The sequence below is a fragment of the Actinomadura keratinilytica genome (assembly GCF_039539665.1).
GTDB lineage: Bacteria > Actinomycetota > Actinomycetes > Streptosporangiales > Streptosporangiaceae > Spirillospora > Spirillospora keratinilytica.
The window spans coordinates 40,563-56,402 of record NZ_BAABDO010000033.1; the positions used below are offsets into that span (position 1 = coordinate 40,563).

13 protein-coding genes and 1 tRNA gene are annotated in these 15,840 nt (G+C 71.8%); 9 read left to right on the forward strand and 5 right to left on the reverse strand.

The genetic code is table 11. The annotated features are described in order from the left end of the window. Nucleotides 1-23 precede the first annotated feature (23 nt). The 5 genes from ABD879_RS13735 to ABD879_RS13755 form a co-directional block, all read right to left on the reverse strand. The gene (locus ABD879_RS13735) at nt 24-2,159 is read right to left on the reverse strand and encodes an MMPL family transporter (protein WP_345021278.1); all 2,136 of its coding nucleotides are present in this window, start codon (nt 2,157-2,159) and stop codon (nt 24-26) included. 623 nt (nt 2,160-2,782) lie between these two features. Beyond that, nucleotides 2,783-3,106: an FmdB family zinc ribbon protein gene (locus tag ABD879_RS13740; protein WP_345021280.1), complete on the reverse strand. Its 324-nt coding sequence runs from the start codon at nt 3,104-3,106 to the stop codon at nt 2,783-2,785. A gap of 139 nt (nt 3,107-3,245) precedes the next feature. After that, the gene (locus ABD879_RS13745) at nt 3,246-4,730 is read right to left on the reverse strand and encodes a potassium/proton antiporter (RefSeq protein ID WP_345021283.1); all 1,485 of its coding nucleotides are present in this window, start codon (nt 4,728-4,730) and stop codon (nt 3,246-3,248) included. A 219-nt stretch (nt 4,731-4,949) separates the two neighbouring features. Next, a complete protein-coding gene (locus tag ABD879_RS13750; protein ID WP_345021286.1) occupies nt 4,950-5,942 on the reverse strand; it encodes an NAD(P)-dependent oxidoreductase in 993 nt (330 codons plus the stop codon). Between the two features lie 159 nt (nt 5,943-6,101). Then, entirely contained in the window at nt 6,102-6,686 is a 585-nt protein-coding gene (locus ABD879_RS13755) for a 5-formyltetrahydrofolate cyclo-ligase (protein ID WP_345021288.1), read from the reverse strand. 33 nt (nt 6,687-6,719) lie between these two features. Between ABD879_RS13755 and galU the strand changes: the two genes are divergently transcribed. The 9 genes from galU to ABD879_RS13800 form a co-directional block, all read left to right on the forward strand. After that, nucleotides 6,720-7,646: a UTP--glucose-1-phosphate uridylyltransferase GalU gene (gene galU, locus ABD879_RS13760; protein WP_345021290.1), complete on the forward strand. Its 927-nt coding sequence runs from the start codon at nt 6,720-6,722 to the stop codon at nt 7,644-7,646. Between the two features lie 37 nt (nt 7,647-7,683). After that, nucleotides 7,684-8,895, forward strand: a complete 1,212-nt coding sequence (gene glp / locus ABD879_RS13765; RefSeq protein ID WP_345021292.1) for a molybdotransferase-like divisome protein Glp — start codon at nt 7,684-7,686, stop codon at nt 8,893-8,895. After that, the gene (gene moaC / locus ABD879_RS13770) at nt 8,892-9,368 is read left to right on the forward strand and encodes a cyclic pyranopterin monophosphate synthase MoaC (RefSeq protein ID WP_345021294.1); all 477 of its coding nucleotides are present in this window, start codon (nt 8,892-8,894) and stop codon (nt 9,366-9,368) included. The genes glp and moaC overlap by 4 nt, the downstream gene beginning before the upstream one ends. A gap of 87 nt (nt 9,369-9,455) precedes the next feature. Next, nucleotides 9,456-9,941, forward strand: a complete 486-nt coding sequence (locus ABD879_RS13775) for a MogA/MoaB family molybdenum cofactor biosynthesis protein (protein WP_345021296.1) — start codon at nt 9,456-9,458, stop codon at nt 9,939-9,941. Nucleotides 9,942-10,265: 324 nt separating this feature from the next. Further along, entirely contained in the window at nt 10,266-10,895 is a 630-nt protein-coding gene (locus tag ABD879_RS13780) for a GNAT family N-acetyltransferase (RefSeq protein WP_345021298.1), read from the forward strand. Nucleotides 10,896-11,145: 250 nt separating this feature from the next. Next, nucleotides 11,146-11,679, forward strand: a complete 534-nt coding sequence (gene sepX / locus ABD879_RS13785; RefSeq protein WP_345021300.1) for a divisome protein SepX/GlpR — start codon at nt 11,146-11,148, stop codon at nt 11,677-11,679. Nucleotides 11,680-11,737: 58 nt separating this feature from the next. Next, nucleotides 11,738-11,811, forward strand: a tRNA-Ala gene (locus ABD879_RS13790). Nucleotides 11,812-13,539: 1,728 nt separating this feature from the next. Beyond that, entirely contained in the window at nt 13,540-13,977 is a 438-nt protein-coding gene (locus ABD879_RS13795; protein ID WP_345021302.1) for a hypothetical protein, read from the forward strand. Beyond that, the coding region (locus tag ABD879_RS13800; protein WP_345021304.1) for a tetratricopeptide repeat protein at nt 13,974-15,840 on the forward strand (1,867 nt) is incomplete at its 3' end. The genes ABD879_RS13795 and ABD879_RS13800, both read left to right, overlap by 4 nt.

The window sequence follows — 15,840 nt, forward strand, 5'->3', positions numbered from 1 at the left end:
CCGGGCCCCTTCGGTGGTGAGGGTCAGTTCACCCGGGTCAGGGCCTTGGACGGGTCCGGCTCGGCGGACGGGCGGCGCCGTCCCAGCGCGCCCGGGAGCCAGATGCGGCGGCCGAGGTCGTACGACAGGGCGGGCAGGAGGAGCGACCGGACGATCAGCGTGTCGAGCAGCACACCGAAGGCGACGACGAAGCCCATCTCGACCATGCCGACCAGCGGCACGGTCAGCAGGGCGGCGAACGTGGCCGCCAGCACCAGCCCGGCCGAGGTGATGACGCCGCCGGTGACGGTGAGGCCGCGCAGCACCCCGCGGCGCGTGCCGAGGGCCTGCGACTCCTCCCGGACCCGGTGCATCAGGAAGATGTTGTAGTCCACGCCCAGCGCCACCAGGAAGATGAACGCCAGCAGGGGGAACACGGCGTCGGACCCCTCGAAGCCGAACGCGTGCCGGAAGGCCAGTGCGCTGACGCCCAGGGAGGCCAGGAACGACAGCACCACGGTGGCCATCATCAGCAGGGGCGCGACCAGAGACCGCAGCAGCGCGACCAGGATGAGCAGGATCACCGCCAGGACGACCGGGATGATGACCAGGTTGTCGCGGGCGGCGGCGCGGTTGGTGTCGAGGGAGATGGCGGTCTCACCGCCGACCTTGGCATCGGCGCCGGGCACCGCGTGCACCGCGTCGCGCAGGCGGTCGACGGTGCGCTGGGCGGCCTTGCTGTCGGCGGGGTCGCGCAGTGTCGCCTCGTACCGCACCAGTCCTGCGGCGGTGACCGGACGGCTCAGCTCGGCCACCCCTGGCGTGCCGGAGACGGCGGCGGCGACCTGCTGGGACGCGGAGGCCTTGGCGATGATGACGGCGGGCGAGCCCGAGACCACCGGGAAGTGCCGGGCGACGGCCTCCGCCCCGGCCACCGAGTCGGGCTTGTCGACGAACTGGCCGGCGTTCGACAGCCCCTGCGTCCGCAGCGAGCCCAGCCCGAAGAGCAGCGCGACCAGGCCGACCGATGTGACGGCCCAGATCACCCGGGAGCGGCGGCCGACCAGCCCGGCCACGCGGCTCCAGATGCCGTGCTCGGCCTCGTACGCCGCGGGTGCCAGGTACTTGGCGTCGTAGCGGGGCACCAGGGGCCAGAACAGCCACCGTCCGCAGATCACCAGCAGGGCGGGCAGCAGGGTGGTCATGGAGGCCAGTGCGGTGATCACGCCGGCGGCGGCGACCGGGCCGAGACCCGCGGTGGAGTTCATCTCCGCGACCAGCAGGCACAGCAGGCCGACGGCGACGGTCGCGGCGGAGGCGATGATGGCGGGGGCGGCGCGGCGCAGCGCGAACGCCATGGCCTCGTGCCGGTCGGCGTGCCGGTGCAGCTCCTCGCGGTAGCGGGCGACCAGCAGCAGCGCGTAGTCGGTGGCCACGCCGAACACCAGGACGGTGAGGATGCCGGCGCTCTGCCCGTTGACGGTCAGGTCGGCGTACCGGGCCGACAGGTACACCGCCGACTGGGCCAGGCCGAGCGCGACCAGGGCGCTGAGCACCGGGACGAGCCACAGCAGCGGGCTGCGGTAGATGAACAGCAGCAGGACGATCACGACGAGCCCGGCGGCCATGAGCAGGAAGCCGTCGATGGTGTCGAAGACCTTGACCATGTCGGTGTCGCGGGCCGCCGGGCCGGTGACGTGCGTCGTCAGCCCGGGCGGGCCGCGCTGGACCAGGTCGCGGGCGTTGTCGATGTTCTGCAGGACGTTGGTGAGCGGGACGAGGGTCTGCAGGGCCTTGCCGTCCCGGCTGAGGAACGGCCCCTGCGGTTGGTGCGCGCCCGGCAGGGCGGCCAGTGCCGCGGCGTCGGACCGGGCCTTGGCCTGGTCGGCGGCGGTGATGCCGGACGGCCGCTCGTAGACGATCACGGCGAGCATCGCCTGGTCGTCGCGGAACCGCTCCTGCAGCTCGACGACCTGCGTGGACTCCGCGCTGCCGGGCAGCCAGGCGGCGGCGGCGTTGTTTTCGACGTCGCCGAGCCGGGCGGCGAGCGGGCCGAGGGCGGCCAGCAGCACGACCCAGACGGCCAGCACGACCCACTTGGTGCGCCGGCCGGCGATGAACCCCGCGACGCGGCGACCGGGGCCGCCGGTTTCGGGTGGAGCGTCAGAGGGTGCGCTCATGACTTCTCCCGAATCGAGATATGTCGCGTCTAAATGCCGTCAGAATGTCTCGATATCAGAGGGGCATCAAGTACTATCGCGACTTTCCGGAGCGGGTGGATGCCCTGGGGGCTGAGCGCCCCTCCGCTCTGGGCCTGACCATCGTCCGCCGTCGACGCGGCGGCGGTCGTCCCGCGCTGGACGGGAGTGGCGCTACCTCAGAAGAAGCACGCCTCCGCCCCGTCCTACTGCGCGAGGCGTAGGGGACGGCGGCGCTGCGCAGAAGAAGAGGAACGGCCTGCATGGCGCCCATGCCGTTCAACCAGTGTGACCAGCGCGGCAGGACGAGGGGGCGGCTCCATGGGGGAGGCGCCGCGGCACATGGGGGCGGCTCAACGCGGCTACGCCTGCCGGAGGAGGCGGTTTCCGTCCCGCGCACGAGGTGTCGTGAACATGATGCGCGCTTCGGGGACGGGCAGACGACGAGCCCGGCGACGGCCGCTACCGGTCACGGGCCGAAGGATGCGCCGGGGCGTCGGGAGAAGGCGAAAAGGGAGGGGAAGAAGTCCGAAGGACCATGGACGGCGGGTGCGGCTCCTGGGAACCGGCCATGATCCTTCGGATCGGGAACGTCGGCGTACCGGTCAGGCGACCTTGCTCGACGACGAGGAGGACGAGCTCGACGAGGAATCCGACGACGAGGACGAGCCGTTCGAGCTCGACGACTCGGACGTGCTGGAGGAGGAGCTCTTGGAGCCGTTGGAGGTGCCGCGGGTCGAGGACGAGCTGGAGCTGCGGCTGTCGGTCCGGTAGAAGCCGGAGCCCTTGAAGATGATGCCCGCGGCGGAGAAGACCTTGCGAAGCCTGCCGTTGCATGCCGGGCAGTCCGTCAGCGCGGCGTCGCTGAACTTCTGCACGACCTCCAGAGGCTCGCCGCACTCGGTGCAAACGTACTGATACGTCGGCACGGTTCCTCCTCGCTGACTCAGCCCGGTCAGGCGGGCTGGCACTCACCTAGAACGACTGCTAATGGTACCCATGCGTAGAACCTGATTTGCGCGCGGCCTGTTCCCGCAGGTCGCGCCCACGGTGACGGGGGGCCGCCGGCTACGTCCCGGTCTCGCCGAACCAGCCCGCCAGCTTGCCGCGGCGGCTGACGGCCCGCAGGCGCCGTTCCGTGGCCTCCCGCACGGCCGCGGTCGTGACCACCAGCATCCGGTCGCCCGCCTGCAACGCCGTCGTCGGCCCGGGGACGAAACTGGTCCCGTCCCGCACGATCAGCGTGATCGAGGCGCCCTGCGGCAGCCGCAGCTCGAAGATCTCCACACCGTTCAGCAGCGAGTCGCGGGGCACCCGGACCTCCAGCAGGTCGGCGTGCAGCTCCTCCAGCGGGGCGGCCTCGACGTCCAGTTCGCGGGCCTCCTGGTCGCCCTTCAGCCGGCACAGGCGGGCCGCCAGCGGCAGCGTCGGCCCCTGCAGCAGGGTGAACACCACGACGATGGTGAAGACGATGGAGAAGAGCCGATCGGCGCCCCGAACGTCCTCCACCATCGGGATGGTCGCCAGCACGATCGGCACGGCGCCGCGCAGCCCCGCCCAGGAGGCGAACGCCTTCTCGCCCAGCGACAGTCCGAACCCCGCCGTGGACAGCAGCACCGACACGGGGCGGGCCACCAGCAGCAGCACGAATCCGGCCACGAGCGCGGGGGCGATCTGCGCAGGCAGGTCCTCGGGGGAGGCCAGCAGCCCCAGCATCACGAACAGGCCGATCTGGGCGAGCCAGGCGATGCCCTCGGCGAACCCCCGGGTGGCGGGACGGTGCGGAAGGCGCGCGTTGCCCAGCACCAACGCGCTGACGTATACGGCCATGAATCCGCTGGCGTGCAGGAGGACCGCAGCCCCGTACGAACCGATCGCCAACGACAGCACGGCGATGGGGTAGAGGCCGGAGGCGGGCAGGGCGATCCGGCGAAGCGCGTACGCGCCCAGCCAGCCGATGAGGAAGCCCAGGGCGCCGCCTGCGGCCAGCTCGTAGATCATGATGCCGGCCAGTTCCGCCACGTTGGGCATGCCGGAGTGGGTGCTGAGCCAGACGACGACGATGACGACGGGGGCGTCGTTGAATCCCGACTCGGCCTCAAGGAGCCCGACGAGCCGGGACGGTAGCGGCAGGCGGCGCAGCACGGAGAAGACCGCGGCCGCGTCCGTAGGGCCCAGTACGGCCCCCAGCAGGAACGCCAGGCGCCAGTCCATGTCGAGGAGCCAGTGCACGGCGACCGCCACGATGACCACGCTGATGAGGGTGCCGAGCGTGGAGACGGCCAGTGCCGCGGGTACGGACGGCCGTACGTTGCGCCAGTTGGTGGTGATGCCGCCCTCGGCGAGGATCAGGACGAGCGCGGCCAGCCCCAGCACCTCCGCCAGTTCGGTGTTGTCGAAGCGCAGGCCGATGGGCCCGGCCTCGCCGAGGAACAGGCCGATGCCCATGTACGCCAGAAGGGTCGGAAGTCCCGCCCGGTGGGACAGCCGGACCGCTAGGATTGCGATGAGTACGAGTGTCGAGCCGAAGAGTAGCCAGAGTTCGAGCCGCACATCCCTCCCCTGCGGGGCCGCGAAGAAAAAATCGTTCGCGATCCTACCGATTTATGTGCTTCACACACACATTCGGTTTGGGGGCGGCCCAGAAGCGGGGGGCGGGACGTGCCCCAACCGGCCTGTGTACTGCCCTGGGGGCCGCCGCTTAACCGGCTCTTGGGGCGATTCGGCCCGGGACGTGAACGACGCCGTCACTCGCGGCGTCCGCCGGGCGCGTCAGCGCCGCCGGACCAGCGGCTCCACCGCGTTCACGACGTTGGCCACGGGCCGCCCCGCCAGGACGGCGGCGAGGTTCTCCTGCACCACCGACGTGATGGTCAGCTGCGCGTCCAGCGTCGTACCGGCCGCGTGCGGGGACAGCAGCACGTTCTCGTGCCTGCGCAGGGGGCTGTCGGCGGGCGGCGGCTCCTCGTCGAACACGTCCAGCGCGGCGGCGCTCAGCCGCCCGGACTCCAGCGCCGCCAGCACCGCCTCGTCGGGGGCGATGCCGCCGCGCGCCGCGTTGACCAGCATGGCCCCCTGGGGGAGGAGGGCGAGGCGGTCGGGGCCCAGCAGGCCGCGCGTCTCGTCCGTGAGCGGCAGCGTCACCACGAGGATGTCCGAGTTGGCGAGCAGGTCGTCCAGCTCACGGTAGGTGGCCGTGGCGTCGGGGCGCCGCCGGCGCGACCAGTACGACACCGCGCACCCCAGCGCCTGGAACAGCCGGGCGGTCTCGGAGCCGATCGCCCCGTACCCCAGGATCCCGACGCGCTGGGCCCGCAGCTCCCGGGCGCCCCGCCCCAGCATCTCCAGCTGCGGCCATCCTCCCTCGCGGACGCGCCGGTCGCACCACGCGAGGTGGCGGCAGAGCGCGAACGCGGCGCCGACCGCCCATTCGGCCACCGAACGGGCGTTGGCCCCCGCCGCGTTGGCCACGGGCACACCCGCGGCGGTGAGCGCGTCCAGGTCGAGGCTGTCGGTGCCCACTGCGGGCATCTGCACGAACGCCAGCCGCGGCGCCGCCGCCACGGCCTCGGCGTCCAGCGCCAGGCGTCCGCTGAAGTCGGCCAGCACCAGCTCCGCGTCGGCCAGGGCGTCCAGGAGCGCGCCGCGTTCCCGCTCCGCCGGGAAGACGAGTTCGGCCGCGTCGCCCGCCACCGGTTCGAGAATGCCGCGGATCAGGGACGGGTCCAGCGGCGCCAGGACGAGGATCCGCCACGGCTTCGTCATTGAAGACCTCCCTTGCCTTGGCGCACGCCCGCTGGGCGGCGGGCAGCGTACGGGCGGGCCGGACGATCAAAACTTTACGCACGGTGGATCTTCCGCCCGCACCCACCCCGGGTCGGCCCCGCCCCGTACACCGCGACGCGCCCACCCCCACGGCGACCGCTAGCGCGAGAAGCGGACAAGGCCCTCGGACGGCGTCACGGCGGCGCGCACCCGCTGGTCGTGCGGTTCGGCGGGCAGGGTGTCGACCAGCTCCCCCTCGTACAGCAGCGCCACGGTGAGGATGGCGGGGCCCACCCGCGCCAGAGCACGGTCATACGAACCGCCGCCCCGGCCCAGCCGCATCCCCGTGCGGTCCACGGCGACCGCCGGGACGAGCACCACATCCGCGCTCGCCACGGCGTCCGGCCCACGGGACGGCTCGGTGGGCTCCAGCAGCCCGCGCGGCCCCGGGGCGAGCGAGTCGGGCCCCTCGTAGGAGGCCCAGTCCAGGTCGGAGTCCGGCAGGAGACGGGGCAGCAGCACGTACGCGCCCCGCTTCCACAAGGCGAACAGCAGCCCCTGCGTGTCGGGCTCGGCGCCGATCGACACGTACGCCGCGATGGTCCCCGCCATCTCCACCTCGGGGGTGGACAGCAGGGTGTCCCGCAGCGAACGGGCAGCGGCGGCGCGCGCGCCCGGATCCATGGCCGTGCGCCTGGCCAGCAGTTCGGCGCGGCGCGAGAGTTTGGCGTCGGTCTGGTGCACGCTGTGGTCCTCGTGGATGACTAGGGTCTCTCTATGGCCGACTTCGTACCTGTGCAGAAGGCGGTGGTCCCGGCGGCGGGCCTCGGTACCCGATTCTTGCCTGCCACCAAGGCGACCCCCAAGGAGATGCTCCCGGTTGTCGACAAGCCCGCGATCCAGTACGTCGTCGAGGAGGCCGTCGACGCCGGCCTCACCGATGTGCTGATGATCACAGGGCGCAGCAAACGGTCGATCGAGGACCACTTCGACCGCGCCTACGAGCTGGAGGAGGCGCTGCGCGCCAAGGGCGACGAGGAGCGGCTGGCGGCCGTCCGCGAGTCCAGCGATCTGGCGACCATGCACTACGTCCGGCAGGGCGAGCCGCGCGGCCTCGGGCACGCGGTGCTCTGCGCCCGCCAGCACGTGGGCGACGAGCCGTTCGCCGTGCTGCTCGGCGACGACATGATCGACTCCCGGGACCGGCTGCTCAGCCGCATGATCGAGGTGCGCCGGCAGCGCGGCGGCAGCGTCGTGGCGCTGATGGAGGTGCCGCCGGACCAGGTCTCGGCCTACGGCTGCGCCGCCATCGAGGGCACCGACGAGGACGACGTGGTGCGCATCACCGACCTGGTGGAGAAGCCCGCCGCGGACGAGGCGCCCAGCAACTGGATCATCATCGGCCGGTACGTGTGCGACCCGGCCGTGTTCGACGTGCTGGAGAAGACCCCGCCCGGGCGCGGCGGCGAGATCCAGCTCACCGACGCGCTGCGCACCCTCGCCGAGATGCCCCTGGAGCAGGGCGGCACCGTGTACGGGGTGAAGTTCCGCGGCCGCCGCTACGACACCGGCAACAAGCTCGAATACCTGCGCACCGTGGTGCAGTTCGCCTCCGAGCGTCCCGACCTGGCACCCGAGTTCATCCCGTGGCTGCGCGAGTTCGTCAAGCGGCACGACGCGGCCGACGGCGTGGAGGGCTCGTAGCAGCCGTGTCCACGCGCCACACTGGGGGACCGTGGGCATGAGAACCGTCGACGAGCATCTGGCGGAGATCCTGGGCGCCGTCCGGGAGCTTCCGCCGCTGGACCTGGCACTGCTGGAGGCGCACGGCACCGTGCTGGCCGAGCCGGTGCCTGCGCCCGTGCCGCTGCCCCCGTTCGACAACTCCGCCATGGACGGGTACGCGGTGGTGGCGGCCGACGTCGCGGGGGCGTCGGAGACCGATCCGGTGGTGCTCCCGGTCGTCGGCGACATCGCCGCAGGGGACCCGGGTGTGTCGGCCATACGCCCGGGGCTGACGGCGCGCATCATGACCGGCGCGCCCATCCCCGCGGGGGCCGACGCGGTCGTCCCGGTGGAGTGGACCGACGGCGGCACCGCCTCGGTGCGCATCACCCGGCCCGCGCCCCCCGGCCACTCCATCAGGAGGGCCGGTGAGGACGTCGCGGCGGGCCAGGTCGTGGTCGAGCCGGGCACCCGCCTGGGCGCCGCGCAGATCGGCATGATCGCCGCCGTGGGCCGCTCGCGCGTCACCGTACGGCCGAGGCCGCGCGTCGTGGTGCTGTCCACCGGCACCGAACTGCGCGAGCCCGGCGAACAGCTCGCCCCCGGGGAGATCTGGGACTCCAACAGCTTCATGCTCACCCTCGCGGTGGCCGAGGCCGGAGGAGTCGGTTACCGGCAGGCCACCGTGGGGGACGAGCCCCAGAAGGTTTTGGACGCCCTGGAGGACCAGCTGACCCGCGCCGACGCGATCGTCACCTCCGGCGGCGTGTCGATGGGCGCGCGCGACGTGGTCAAGGAGGTACTGGCGGGGACGGGCACGGTCGGCTTCCACAAGGTCGCGATGCGCCCCGGCAAGCCCCAGGGGTTCGGGCTCCTCAAGGGCACGCCCGTGTTCACCCTTCCGGGCAACCCCGTCAGCGCCTACGTGTCGTTCCAGGTGTTCGTACGGCCCGCCCTGCGCGTCATGCAGGGACTGCCCCCCGACCCGCTCCCCGTGGTGCGGGCGGTGCTCACCGAGGACGTCACCTCCCCGGCGGGGATACGCCAGTTCCTGCGGGCGAAGCTGCACCAGTCGGGGGGCGAACCGCCGTCCGTGGCGCCGGTCAAAGCGCAGGGCTCCCACCAGATGGCCTCCCTGGCGTCGGCCGACGGCCTGATCGTCGTGCCGGAGGACGCCGACAGGCTGCCCGCCGGATCGCAGGTCGAGGTCATGAGGTTGCCGTCATGAGCACAGGTTCGGAGTTCAGCCATCTGGACGACACCGGCGCCGCCCGGATGGTGGACGTCTCGCAGAAGAACGTGACGGCCCGTTCGGCCGTCGCCACGGGGTTCGTCCGGTTGTCGCAGGCGTGCGTCGAGGCGTTGCGCACCGGGGACGTGCCCAAGGGGGACGCCCTCGCGGTGGCCCGCATCGCCGGCATCATGGCCGCCAAGCGCACCCCCGACCTGGTGCCGCTGTGCCACCCCATCGCCCTGCACGGCGTCGAGGTCACCCTGGACGTCCGCGACGACGGGGTCGCCATCGCCGCGACCGTCCGCACCGCCGACCGCACCGGCGTCGAGATGGAGGCGCTGACGTCCGTCACGGTCGCCGCGCTGTCCCTCATCGACATGGTCAAGGCCCTCGACCCGGCCGCGGTCATCACGGACGTGCGGGTCGAGGAGAAGACCGGCGGCAAGACCGGCCACTGGCACCGCTGACCGGTGCCGCCGCCCGTCGCGGCCCGCGCGCGGCGGGCATGATGGGCGCCGGGCCATGCGACACGACGGCGTTGAGGGGGAGCAGGAATGATCCGGGCCATGGCGGTCACGGTTTCTAACCGGGCGGCGGCGGGCGTGTACGCCGACAAGTCCGGTCCCGTGCTGGTGGAACTGCTGGAGGACCTCGGCTGCCAGGTGCACGGACCCGTCGTCGTCCCCGACGGCGAACCCGTCGCCGAGGTGCTGGCCAACGCGGTGGCCGAAGGCTACGACGTGGTCGTGACCACGGGCGGAACCGGGCTGACGCCCACCGACCAGACCCCGGAGATGACCAGGCGCGTCATCGAACGCGAGATCCCCGGCATCGCGGACGCGATCCGGCTGGCCAACCGCGACCGGGTGCCCGCGGCGGTCCTGTCGCGCGGCCTGGCGGGCGTCGCCGGCCGCACCCTCATCGTCAACCTGCCCGGCTCGACCGGCGGCGTCCGCGACGGCATGGCGGTGCTGGGGCCGGTGCTCGCGCATGCCGTCGACCAGATCGGCGGCGGCGACCACCCGCGCCCGGCCGACTGACCGGCGAGGCGGCGGCGCCCCCGCCGGCCCGGGGAGGCGGCACCGCGCCTGCGCCGGACGCGGGCCGGAGCCGGCCGGGTTCCGCGGCCTCCCGCGGTCCGGACGCGGCCACCTCCGGACGATCGCACTGCCCGGTGCACTCGGACCCGTCCGAGGCGGTGATCGCGGCCCTGCGCGGCGCTCAGGCGCCTGCTGGGACGCCGCCGCCGCGCCCCCGGGCGGGGCGCCGGTCCGTGACGGCGCGCGCGGGCCGCACGGCGGATTGTGGGCGACAATTGATGGCGTCCGAGCCCGCCACAGGGGAATCATGGAGCCGTGGAACGAATGCGGGGATGGCCGGCCACCTTGTCCGAAGGCCCGGTCGGGCTGCGCCCCCTCCGGCACCGCGACGCCGCGACCTGGCGGGAACTGCGGGTCCGCAACGCCGACTGGCTGCGTCCCTGGGAGCCCACCAACCCCGAGACGCCGCTGTTCCGCAGCGGCCTCGGCCCCTACCTCAGCATGGTCCACACGATGCGCCGCGAGGCCCGGCAGGGGCTGGCCCTGCCCTGGGTGGTCACCTACGAGGGCCGCTTCGCCGGCCAGCTCACCATCGGCGCGATCGTGTGGGGCTCGGCGCGCTCGGCGCAGATCGGCTACTGGATCGACCGGCAGGTGGCCGGCCGCGGCGTGATTCCCACCGCCGTCGCACTGGCCGTCGACCACTGTTTCTTCACCGTCGGTTTGCACCGGCTGGAGGCGAATATCCGCCCGGAGAACACCGCCAGCCGCCGCGTGGTGGAAAAACTCGGATTTCGCGAAGAGGGAATTCGGCGCCGCCATCTGCACATCGACGGAGCCTGGCGCGACCACATCTGCTACGCGCTGACCGTGGAGGACGTGCCGGGCGGCCTGCGCAGCCGCTGGCTGGCCACGCTCCGCCAGGAATTTCCCCGGTCCTCTTCGTCGCCGTGACCCTTGGCGGCGCGCCGACAATCGTCCGCGCCCGCCCCGTAGGAATCCTGCGTTGGAGAAGACTCGGCAAACGAAGAGTAACCGCGGGATCGATCTCGCGACACACCGCCCCTTATGCTCGTCAACGTCTGACACCGGCTCGTACCGTGCGGGGCGTGGCCCTGCTCCCAATGCACGTGCGCGCGCCGAAAGACGGCGCGCGGGTCCGGCGTGCCTTGCGGCCTCTTCGCCGGGCTCCGGTGGTGAGCCGGTGAGCAGCGCAGTACTCTACCTGGCCATCGTCGCGGTGTGGGCGGTCGTCCTGGTCCCCATGTGGCTGCGGCGCGATACCTCACGTCCTAAGAGAACAGACGAGATCACGGAGGAGACCCCCGTCGAGGAGGAAGAGGAGGCCCCTCCACCCGCCCCGCGCCGTCGCCGTGGCCGCGGCCGTGCCGCCGTCATCGCCCGGCGCCGCCGCCGCACGTTCGGCTTGACGGTCCTCGTCCTGGCGACGACCGTCGTCGCCGCCACCGGCCTGGCGCCCTGGTGGACCGTCGTGCCCGCCGTCGTCCTGTTCGCGGCGCATATCGCCCTGCTCCGCGTCGCCGTCCGCATCGACATGGCCCGCCGCCGCGAACGCGCCGCCGCGGCCGCCGCTGCCCGGGCCCGCGCCGAACGCGCCGCGCGTGTCGCCGAACGCGCCGCCGCCCAGCGGAACGCCGACGTCATCGAGCTGGACACCCGCCCCCAGGACGAGGTCTTCGACCAGTACGCCGACGACCGCCGCGTCGTCGGCGAGTGACGCGCCGCCTCCCGATGCGCGAACACCCCCGGAAGTTTGCTAGCCTTAACGCGTCCTTGGGGCTGTAGCGCAGTCCGGTAGCGCACCTCGTTCGCATCGAGGGGGTCAGGGGTTCAAATCCCCTCAGCTCCACCCAGGTCAAAGGCCGGTCCCCGTCGGGGCCGGCCTTTTGGTCTTCGTACAGCAGCGAAGTATGTCCGCGGTGACGGCGATCTGGCTGTGCCGGAGGATCCGCATCACCAGGCGCGGATGAACGTCCAGGGCCACACAGAGCGGGCGCAGGTCTTGCCGGTGAACCCGGCGCACGCCCGCCTGGTCGCATGCCGCCGCGAAGCCGGGGTTGGAGTTCCGCGGTTCGATGGGGCGCCCCGTACGCGTGAGGTCGGACCGCGCCCACTCGGGGCGTTCTCGCGTGCCGCCTCCTGATCCCTCCGGCGCTCCCATGGCGCCGTGGTGCCGATGTCCACGAGGGGAAGCGCCGCGTCCGAGGCTTCCGTCTTGGTCTCCCTCTGGAGCCGGCCGTTGATCCGCTGGAGCCGCCGACCGGTGCGGACCTCTTCCGCTTCCAGGTCCACATCGGCCCACCGCAGGCCCGGCACCTGGCCGCGACGCAGCCCGAGGGTCAGGATGAGCACGTACGCGGGCGTACAGCGGTCTCTCGCCGATCATGAGCCGAGGTCGGGACCGTTGGGTCTCCCCGCGTGCTCCGGGGCTTCACACGCCGTTTTCGAGGCTTGGAGAAGCGCGGCCGGGCCGCCATGGTGCGTTCGCGGACGGCGTTGCCGAACGCGCCCCGAAGCGTCCTCCAGGCGTTCCGGCAGTTCCGCTCAGGGACGAATGCTCGGCCCTTCGCTGTTGTCCCGGCCGCGGCCCCGCTGTTTGCGCTTGCTGCGGCTTCCCTGCTCGTCTGGCCCCTCAGGGCCGGCGAGTGCGTTCCTGGGCATCAGGCGCCGGCCTCTTCGGCGAGGTAGTCGGTGAGAGAAGCGACGGGAACGAGGCGACGGCAGCCGATCTTGACGGTGCGCAGCTGGTTGAAACGGCGTTCGTCAACGGTCGGGACCAGTTCGGGCGCTCAGGTCTCCTCACGTTGTGGGTGAACGGGGCGAGCGGGGGGCGGCGGTGTGCCGGTCAGGGCAGCGGTCTCTCGCCGGGGGAGGTCCTGACCGAGGTGTGCGACGAGGACCTTGTCGTCGTCGGTCAGCGGCAGGCGCCCGGTGGTGATGTCGTGTTGGTACCGGTTGTGGGCGATGCGCGCTTGCCGGAGTGTGCCGAGAAGGGCGAGTAGCGGCTGGACTGGCGGAGAAGTGGCTGCGGAAGCCGAGCATGTGCGCCCACTCGGTGAGCCGGAGTTCGGCCATCTCGGCTATGTGGCCCGGATGCAGGCGTGCGGTGATCAGGTGCCGGGCATGCGCGGAGATGGGGAGGGTGGCGGGGCATCGGCGGCGCGCATGCGCCCGGTCAAAGGTTCTGGCGCGGCTTTGGTGGCCTAGTTGGCGGTGTAGCCCGCTACCGCTGTATCGGTCAGGGCTCCGGTCGTGGTGATGGGGGGGACGCTGGGTTGTTTGCCCCAGCGTGGTTGTTCGTGGCTTGCGGCCTTTAGACTGCCGTGCTCCGGAGTGCATGGTCGCGCCGTTCGCGTGTACATGCGCGCTGGCCTGTGCGGCGGTGCAGCGAGCGTACGGCCAGTTCCGGCTGGCGTCCCAGCGTCCCGATCAGCCGTGATGAGTATCGGACGACGCGTTTTTGGCTGTTTTTGATCGCCCTTATAGGCGGTTGTTGGAAGTGTGTGGTTTCGCTTCGTTACCGGTCCCGTTTTCGGGCAATAGTCTGGCATTGCGTTCCGTGTTAGGGGGTCTCGGGATGTTGAATGAGGCGTTGGCCGCGCTGGCGGGGGCGGCGGGGTCCGGGTTGGTCTCGGCGATGGTCACCGACGGGTGGCAGCAGGTCCGCACGCGGGCGGCGCGGTTGCTGGGCCGGGGGGATGCCCAGGACGAGGAGCGTCAGGAGGCTCGGTTGGAGCGGGCCCGCCGGGAAGTGGTCCAGGCCCCGGAGGGGCAGGCCGAAGAGGTGCGCCGTCGGCAGGGGGAGGCGTGGCGGACCCGGTTTGCGGACCTGCTGGAGGACGCCCCTGAGGCGGAGGGCCCGTTGCGGGAGCTGGTGGCGTTCATGGCCGAGCATGCCGGTCCTGCCGTGGCAGGGGCGGTGCAGGTCAACGCCCACGCCTCCGACCACGCCCAGCAGGCGAATCTGGGGCAGGGGGTGCAGACCAACACGTTCGGCTCGCCGTCGGCGCCATGACCGAGTCGGCTTCCCAGCCGCCCTTTTTCGGTGTCAGGGCGCAGGCGTTCGGTCGGGCACAGCAGGCGAATCTGGGCCGAGGGGTCCAGATCAACTACTACGCGGGTGGGGCAGGATCCGGTAAGCCTGAGACGGCACCGGACACGCTGGTGCCGCCCCCGAACCTGGTCGGCCGGGCCCTGGAGTTGGGCCGGTTGCGGCAGGCCCGGCGGCAGGCGCAGGAGGCCGGACGGCCGGTGGTGGTGTCGACGGTGCACGGAATGGGCGGCGCCGGTAAGACCGCCCTGGTCCGGGCGCTGGCGGCTGAGATCGCCGAGGACTTCCCCGACGCGCGTATTGAGGTGGATCTGCTCGGATTCACCCCGGGGCATGAGCCTCGTGATCCGGGCGAGGTGCTGGGCGAGCTGCTGACGCTGGTGGGCTTCGACCCGGCTCACGTTCCCGCGCATACGCAGGCCCGGGCGGGGTTGTGGCGGGGGTGGCTGGCCCGCCACCGTGTGCTGTTGGTCCTGGACAACGCCCGTGACGCCGAACAGGTCCGGCCGCTGCTGCCCGGGACGGAGGCTGCCAAGGGCTGCCTGGTCTTGGTGACCAGCCGCGACCAGCTCACCGATCTGAATACCGCTGTCCGGATCGGTGTGGACGTTCTGCTCCCGCAGGATGCGGTGGCGTTGCGGTTGCGCATGGCCGGGCGGTCGCAGGCGGAGATGCGCGCCGGTGATGAGGAACTGGCCGAGCTGGCCGGGCTGTGCGGTCATCTGCCGCTGGCGCTGCGGCCGGTGGGCTCGCTACTGACCGTGCTCAGTCCCGCGGAACTGGTCGAGGTGATGCGATCGGCCGAACACCCCCTGGAGCATCTGGACGAGGCCGACCACGCCACCCGCGCGGCCTTCACCGTCTCCTACCGGGCGCTTCCCAGGGCGTTGCAGGAGGCGCTGCGGGCCTGTGCCTGGCACCCGGGTCCGGACTTCGACGCTGATTCTGTCGCCGCACTCACCGGCAAGCCCCGCCCGCTGGTGAAGGTGCACCTGGCCAGTCTGCTGCAACGCAACATGCTCATCGGCCTGCCTCATGGCCGCTACAGCTTCCACGACCTGTTCGCGGGCTATGCGCGTCGGCACACCGGCTACAGCAACGACGCTCCTGACGTCCGGCGGGCTCGCCGTCGCCTCTACCAGCGCTTGAGCACCATGGTCGGTACCGCCACGGTCATGCTCACCGAGGAAGCCGCCGACCAGGCCGACGACGTCTTCGACGCGCCGACTCACGCGCATACATGGCTGATCTCCGCCACCGATGAGCTGACCACCGCAGCCCACACAGCCCTCAAGGGCAACTGGCCGAACGCCACCGCCCTCGCCCACAAGGTCGCGTACTGGCTGATGCTGGACGGCAAGTACGAACAGGCGGCCGGCCTCTACACCACAATGCACACCACAACGAGCACCGCTGGCGACCGCCTTGGCCAAGCCAACGCTCTCGAGTGCTTGGGGGACATTGCCCGGTTGCGGGGTGAGTATGGGGAGGCGGCCGAGTACCACCAGCGGGCTTTGCGGCTCTACGAGAGCACCGGTAACCGGCATGGCCAAGCTCACGCTCTTCAAGGTCTGGGGCATGTCGCCTGGTTTCAGGGTGAGTATGGGGAGGCGGCCGAGTACCACCGGCAGGCTTTGCGGCTCTACGAGAGCACCGGTAACCGGCATGGCCAAGCTCACGCTCTTCAAGGTCTGGGGCATGCCGCCCGGTTGCGGGGTGAGTATGGGGAGGCGGCCGAGTACCACCGGCAGGCTTTGCGGCTCTACGAGAGCTGGACCGCCCCGGCGATCTTGGAGGCTAGATCGTCTGGTTCTCGGCTGCCGAGAG

Coding starts and splice junctions, on each gene's coding strand:
- ABD879_RS13735 (WP_345021278.1), bottom strand. CDS start 2,159: ATGAGCGCACCCTCTGACGCTCCACCCGAAACCGGCGGCCCCGGTCGC.
- ABD879_RS13750 (WP_345021286.1), bottom strand. CDS start 5,942: ATGACGAAGCCGTGGCGGATCCTCGTCCTGGCGCCGCTGGACCCGTCC.
- galU (WP_345021290.1), top strand. CDS start 6,720: ATGGCCGACTTCGTACCTGTGCAGAAGGCGGTGGTCCCGGCGGCGGGC.
- glp (WP_345021292.1), top strand. CDS start 7,684: ATGAGAACCGTCGACGAGCATCTGGCGGAGATCCTGGGCGCCGTCCGG.
- moaC (WP_345021294.1), top strand. CDS start 8,892: ATGAGCACAGGTTCGGAGTTCAGCCATCTGGACGACACCGGCGCCGCC.
- ABD879_RS13775 (WP_345021296.1), top strand. CDS start 9,456: ATGATCCGGGCCATGGCGGTCACGGTTTCTAACCGGGCGGCGGCGGGC.
- ABD879_RS13780 (WP_345021298.1), top strand. CDS start 10,266: ATGCGGGGATGGCCGGCCACCTTGTCCGAAGGCCCGGTCGGGCTGCGC.
- ABD879_RS13795 (WP_345021302.1), top strand. CDS start 13,540: ATGTTGAATGAGGCGTTGGCCGCGCTGGCGGGGGCGGCGGGGTCCGGG.